The following is a 6869-nucleotide window of genomic DNA, read 5'->3' as shown; positions in this document are numbered from 1 at the left end:
CGTCGAGGCCGTCGCCACCCCGCCTTCCGACGCGTTCGTCCTGCGCGAGGGCCCGTCCCTGCGCACCCGCGACGACGGGCCGGTCGTCGGCGGGGGGTGGATCGGCTACCTGGCGTACCCGGACCGAGCCCCCGCCCACCCGGCGTTGCCTCGCGCGGCCGGGGGGTGGGCGGACACCGTGCTGCGACTCGACCACGACGGCTGCTGGTGGTATGAGAGCCTCACCGACGCGCCGTGCCCGGCCGGGCTCGCCGCCGCCGTCCGCGAGGCGCCCGAGGCTTCCGGGCGGGCGCCGTGGCATATCGACTGGACCGCGCCGGACCGCGGCGCCCATCGCCGCGGCGTGCGGCAGTGCCTCGACGCGATCCGGGCCGGCGAGGTCTATCAGGCGTGCGTGTGCACTCGCTTCACCGGCGCCTGGTCGGGCAGCCCGCTGCACTTCTTCGCCGACGGGATCGAGCGCACCGCGCCGGCCCGGGCCGCCTACGTCGCAGGCGGGTGGGGGGCGGTCGCGTCGCTGTCGCCGGAGTTGTTCCTCGCCCGCCACGACGACCGGGTGACGTCGAGCCCGATCAAGGGCACGCTCCCGATCGGCGCGGATCCGGCCCGGCTGCGCGCGTCCGTCAAGGACGTCGCGGAGAACGTGATGATCGTGGACCTCGTGCGCAACGACCTCGGACGCGTGGCCGAGACCGGAACCGTCACCGTGCCGGATCTGCTCGGGGTGCATCGGGCCCCCGGAGTCTGGCACCTGGTGTCCACCGTCGCGGCCACGCTGCGGGCCGGTGTGGACACCGCGCGGTTGCTCGGGGCCGCGTTCCCGCCGGCCTCGGTGACCGGCTGTCCCAAGCTCCGGGCGCGGGAGTTCCTGCGGGTCTGGGAGCCGCAGCCGCGGGGCGTGTACTGCGGCACCGTGGGCATGGCCAGCCCGCTCGCCGGGCTGGAGCTCAACGTGGCGATCCGCACCGTCGAGTTCGGCGGCGGGGACGCGGGCACGCCGGGGTCGTGTGGTCTCGGCGTCGGCGGTGGCATCACCATCGATTCCGATCCGGACGCCGAATGGCAGGAGTGCCTCGACAAGGCCGCCAGCATCCTGGCGCTCAGCCCCCGCACACCGTCCGGCCGGCCACCGGCAGATCGGACTGCGGCAGCGATGCGGTGATCCGGCCCGTCGTCGCCGCGCAGATCCGCGCGATGATCGACTCGACGTCCAGGCCCCACGTGCGCACCATCCCGTCGCCACCCGCCGCGATCACGGCGTTGCTGCCCGGCAGGAAGCCCACCTGCCACCGGCCGACGCCGACGTCGGTGATCGGGCCGCCCACCGGGTGCATGTCCTCCGGGTCGCCGACGTGCCACAGGCGCACCGTGCCGTCGTCGCCGCCGCTGACCACCTCGTGGCCGTTCGGCGTCACCGACACCGAATAGACGGTGCCGGTGTGCCCGCGCAGCGCCTCGGGGCGGACGGTGAACGACCCGTCGGGTCCGCGGTCCCACACGCGGACCGTGTGGTCGTCGCCGCCGGTGGCGAGGACGTTGCCGTCGGCGCTGAACGCGAGGGCGTTGACGCCGGTGGCATGGCCGTCCGACACCGGCACCGGGACCGGGGCCGCGGGATCGGCGACGTTCCAGGCGTAGAGCGAGCCGTCCGCGCTCGCCACCACCAGGTGCCGGCCGTCCGGCGCGAACGCCGCCGCCCGGATCAGGTTGGTGGGGCCCCCGAGCGGGGCGCCCCACGGCGCCGGACGCGCCGGATCCGACACGTCCCACAGCACGAGGGAGTGGTCGTCGTCTCCCGTGACGAGGGTGGTGCCGTCGGGACCGAATGCGAGTTCGGACGTGAACCGGGTCTCGGTGACGATCGGGTTCGCCCAGAGCCGCGGAACGGTGGGGTCCCGGACGTCCCACAGGTGGATCTCGCCGTCCGTCGTCGAGGCCGTGGCCAGTGTGCTGGCGGAGGGAGACAGGGCGGTCGTCACCGCACCCCCCAGCGGTCGCGGGCGGTTCACGGCACCGAGCGGCGACCAGCGCCCGTCGGGGCCGATCCGCCACAGCGGCACGGTGGCGTTGTAGCCCCCGGTCGCGACAAGCGAGCCGGTGCGGTCGATCGCCGGGAGGGTCAGGGCGGAATCCGCGACCGGGACGCGTCCGCGCGGCAGCGTCCAGACCCGGATGGTGCCGTCGTGACCGCCGGTGACCAGCGCGGCACCGTCGGGGGTGAACGCGAGCGCCGGGACGCCGCCGCCGTTGCCGGCGAGGGCCGGCCGCATCTCGTCGACCGCTCGCGTCGCCGGGTCGATCGACCACAGCTTCGCGGTCCCGTCCCACGATGCGCTCGCCAGGGTGCGGCCGTCGGGCGCGAACGCCACGGTCCACACCCCACCGGTGTGCGCCTGCACGGGCGGGCCGGCCGGCCGTACCGCCCCGGGCTCGGCGGTGTCGAACAGCGTGAGGACGCCGTCGTCGCTGCTGACCGCGAGGGTCCGGCCGTCGGGAGCGAACGCGACGGAATGCGCCACGTCGCGGAAACCGGTCAGCGGCTCGCCGAGCGGCGCGGCGGCCTGGTCGGTCAGGTCCCACAACCGCACCGAGCGATCGTCGCTCGACGTGGCCAGCACGGTGCCGCCGGGGTGGAACGCCACGGTCCGCACGGCCGCCCCGTGCGCGGGCAGGACGGTGCGGGGAAATCCCCGCGTCCGGGGTTCGCTCGTGTCGACGAGCACCACCGACCCGTTGTCGTACGGCACGGCGAGCAACCGGCCGTCCGGGCTGAACCGCACGTTGTGGATGACCTCCGGCACGAGCACCTCGGCGGTGAGCAGGGCGACGGGCCGGTCGCGATCCGTGACGTCCCAGATCCACACCGCGCCCGTCGCCCCGCCCGCCGCGAGCAGGGTGCCGTCCGGGCTGAACGAAACCGATGCCAGATACTCGGGCTCGCCCGACACCAGCGCTCCGAGCGGCCGCGGGGCGGTCCGGTCCGACAGGTCCCACAAGCGAACGCTGCCGTCGTCGCTGGCCGAGGCGAGGGTCGTGCCGTCCGGCGCGATCGCCACCCCGTAGACGGGACCGCTGTGGCCCTCGAGAGGCAGCGCCAGCGGCATCTGCTCGGTCGCGACGAGCCGCGAGTACGCGACCTCGCTGTCCGGCTTCAGCTGCCACGCCGCGAGCGCCAGCTGGGCCGCGGTCGACGGGTCCTTCTCGCGCATGGAGTCGGCGAGCGCGACGACCTGCTGGAACTGGGCGGCACTGCGCTCGGCCTCCGCGCGGTTCTTGCCGGCCCAGGCCAGCGTCCCCATCACCACCGCGACGATCGTGGACAGCACGAGGGCGGCGATCGCGCCGTTGCGGATGCGGGTCCGCCGGCGGATCTGCCGCCGCGATTCCCGGAGGAAGTCCACCGCGGTCGGGCTCAGCGCGGCCTCGACGCCGACGGGCCGCGTCCGCCCCGCGAGGTCCCCGGCCTCGTGCTCGGCGACGAGGTCCATCCGGCCGCGCTGGTAGAGCAGGTCCGCGTGCCGGCGTCCCTCGACCCACCCGGCGGCGTCCGCCTCGATCTGCTGGCACAGCGCCGCGTACGAGCGGTCCGCCTGGATCCAGGACTTCAAGCGCGGCCAGGCGTCGATCACGGCGTCGTGCAGCAGCTCGACGCTGCCGGCGTCGACGACGAGGACGCGAGCGGTGACGAAGTGGTCGACCACCCGGCGCCCCGCGTCGACGTCGTCTCCGGCGACGGCGAGCAGCCGGTCCAGCGGACGCCGGATCTTCACGTCGGTGCCGGTGTCGGTCACGTAGACCAGGTGCACGAGCATCGCGCGAGCGAGGCGGCGGCCACGGGCGTCGAGCTCCTCCCACGCGCGTTCCGCGCTGGCGGCGATCGATCCGCGCACCCCGCCGGTGGCACCGTAGCCGGCCACGGTCAGGTGGCCGCCACGCCGGCGTTCCCACAGGGCGTCGAGCAGGTGGGACAGCAGCGGCAGCTCCGCCCCGCCGACGTCGTCGGCGGTCAGCACGCCGAGGTCGTGCAGGATCAGCTCCACCAGCCCCGGCTCGAACCGCAGGCCGAGCAGCCGCGCCGGTGCGGAGATCACCTCCACCAGATCGTCGCGGGTCAGGGGCTGGACCGTCTTGCTGTGCCGCTCCAGCGCCCGCGCCAGCACGGGATACGTCACGGCCCGGTCGTAGAAGTCCGACCGCAGCGTGGCCACCACCGCGATCGGGGTGTCGCCGTCGCCCACGGTCGCGGCCCGCTCGAGGAGCGCCAGGAACGCCGAGCGTTCGGCCGGGTCCTCGCAGTGGGTGAACAGCTCCTCGATCTGGTCGACGACGATCAGCAGGCCCGAGCTGCCCTGACGGCCGGCGGCGGCGCGCAGCCGCGCGACGGCGGAGGGCTCGTCCGCGTCCGAGATGTCGGCGAGTTCGGGTATGCACTCGACGAGCTGCGCCACGGGGTGCCGCCCCGGAGTCAGGACCACCGGCCGCCAGCGGCCGTCGCGGCACAGTTCCGGGATGAGGCCGGCCTGCACGAGCGAGGACTTGCCGACGCCGGAGGCGCCGGTCACCACGACGATGCCGTGCCCGTGGGCGGCGACGACGGTCTCGACGAGCTCGCGCACACTCCGGCTCCGGCCGAAGAACAGCTGCGCGTCGCGCTCGCGGTACGCCTCGAGTCCCCGGTAGGGCCGCACACCGGTGGGCGGCGTCGCGGCGGGCGCCTCGGACGTCTCCGCCCGGGCCCGCCCGGCTGGTCCCCGGGCGAGTTCCCACCACCGTTCCCACCGCTTTATCGAGTAGAGGCCGGGTGCCGGCGGCTGGGCGTGCAGGGCCCGGGCGGCGCGGATCAGGACGACCAGGACCGGACGGATCGCCTCGAAGGTGGCGGGCACCCGGGCGCCGGATCGCCAGTCGCTGAGCCGCTGCACCGACACGGTGCGATCGCTGCCCACGGCGCGGGCGACGGCCGCCGCCTCGGAGGAGACCTTCTTGAGTGCGGGACGCCCCGCCGCCGCGAACAGAATCCGGAGCTGGTCGGCGAACACCTGCCGCGGCTCAGCCTCGGTTCGCTCGTCCGCCGGTTCCATCTCCCGCATCCTCCCTGCTCCGCACCCCTCGAGAGCCCGGATCGTCCGCTGCGGAAAAACTCCTCACCAGCCCTGACCTGGGATGATATCGCGAGCGGCACGCGAACCGGTTGGTCGCCCCGGATATACCCGACAGAGTTGTTCCCGAGCGGGAAGACCCCGCGACGCGCTGCACCTCCGCACCGGCCGGAACCCGACGAGGGGTGGTTCCGCCCGAGGCGGAGGGAAGGCAGCGCGCGACCCGAACCGAGGGATCGTGTACAAGCTCGTCGACCGGATCGTCAACGGCGTTCCGCCCACGTTGGTCGCGGCCCTGATCGTGGCCGTCGCCGTGTTGCTGATCGTCGCGCTCTCCTCGGCCGCGCCGTAGCGACGGCCGGCCGCGCCTACCGGGCCGGCGTGCTGCTGCCCTTCTCGCCGAGCAGGTACGGATCGCGGGCGAGGTACTCCTTCGTCTCGCGGGCGATGAGACCCGAGAGGACGAGCAGGCCCACCAGGTTGGGCAGTGCCATCAGCCCGTTCATCACATCGGAGAAGTTCCACACCACCTCGAGCTCGGTGGTGGCGCCGACGTAGACGACGAGCACGAAGATCGCCCGGTACGGGAGGACGCCGCCCCGGCCGACGAGGCGTTCGACGCAGCGGTCGCCGTAGTACGACCACCCGAGGATCGTCGAGAAGGCGAAGAACACCACGGAGATCGTGACGATCCAGCTGCCCCAGTCGCCGCCGAGGCCGTCCGAGAAGGCGAGCGAGGTCATCGCCGCGCCCTGCTCGCCGGACTTCCAGGCGCCGGTGGTGATGATGACCATGCCCGTGAAGGTCACGACGATGATCGTGTCGATGAACGTCTGGGTCATCGACACGAGGCCCTGCCGCACCGGATGGGTGGTCTGCGCCGCGGCGGCGGCGATTGCGGCGCTGCCCATGCCGGACTCGTTGGAGAAGATGCCGCGGGCCACGCCGTAGCGCAGGGCGATCATGAACACCGAGCCGATGAAGCCGCCGGTCGCGGCGGTTCCGGTGAATGCGTCGGAGAACACCAGGGCGAACGCCTGCGGGATGTCGGTGATGTTGACCGCGAGGACGATGATCCCGGCGCCGACGTACAGCAGGATCATCGCGGGCACGAACCCGGCGGTGACCTTGCCGATGGACTTGATGCCGCCGAGCAGCACCGCGGCGGCGAGCACCGTCATGACGATGCCGGACAACCAGGTGGGCACCCCGAAGGTGGAGTCCATCTGGGTGGCGACGGTGTTGGCCTGCGTCATGTTGCCGATGCCGAAGCTGGCGAGTACGGCGAACACCGCGAACATCAGGCTCAGCGCCAGGCCGAACTTGTTGGGGATGGCGCGGGCCAGGTAGTACTGCGGGCCGCCGGACTGCTCGCCCTTGGCGTCGGTGACGCGGTACTTGACGCCGAGGAACGCCTCCGAGTACTTGCTGGCCATGCCGACGAGACCGGTGACCCACATCCAGAACAGGGCGCCCGGGCCGCCGAAGTAGATGGCAGTGGCGACACCGGCGATGTTGCCGACGCCCACGGTGGCGGCCAGCGCGGTCGTCAGCGCCTGGTACTGGGAGATGTCACCCTCGGTGGCGTCCGGGTCCTTGCGGATGATCAGCCCGAGCCGCAGGGCCGGCCACAGCTTGCGGAACTGCACGCCCCGCAGCCGCACCGTCAGGATCACGCCGGTGCCCAGCAGCAGCGGTATGAGCAAGTACGGCCCCCACACCACCGACGCGACCTCGACGAGGAATTCGTTCACCGACTCCATCCGTACC

At 73.2% G+C, this 6869-nt stretch carries 3 protein-coding genes; 1 reads left to right on the top strand and 2 read right to left on the bottom strand.

Annotated features, from left to right (window positions below; translation table 11 throughout):
- Positions 1–1162 (top strand): aminodeoxychorismate synthase component I (locus CQZ88_RS29340; RefSeq protein WP_102800656.1); only part of this gene is annotated, 1162 nt, incomplete at its 5' end.
- Here CQZ88_RS29340 and CQZ88_RS29335 read toward each other — a convergent pair.
- Positions 1101–5081, bottom strand: a complete 3981-nt coding sequence (locus CQZ88_RS29335; RefSeq protein ID WP_102800655.1) for an AAA family ATPase — start codon at positions 5079–5081, stop codon at positions 1101–1103. The genes CQZ88_RS29340 and CQZ88_RS29335 overlap by 62 nt on opposite strands.
- 386 nt (positions 5082–5467) lie before the next feature.
- Positions 5468–6862 (bottom strand): sodium:alanine symporter family protein, encoded by a 1395-nt coding sequence (locus CQZ88_RS29330; protein WP_006944928.1) that lies wholly within the window; start codon positions 6860–6862, stop codon positions 5468–5470.
- Between the last annotated feature and the right edge of the window lie 7 nt (positions 6863–6869).

It is taken from the genome of Rhodococcus sp. ENV425 (assembly GCF_002887785.1).
In the GTDB taxonomy this organism is placed as follows: Bacteria; Actinomycetota; Actinomycetes; order Mycobacteriales; family Mycobacteriaceae; genus Rhodococcus; species Rhodococcus aetherivorans.
Note: the sequence above shows the minus strand (reverse complement) of the source record. Positions and strands in the feature narration are given on the sequence as shown.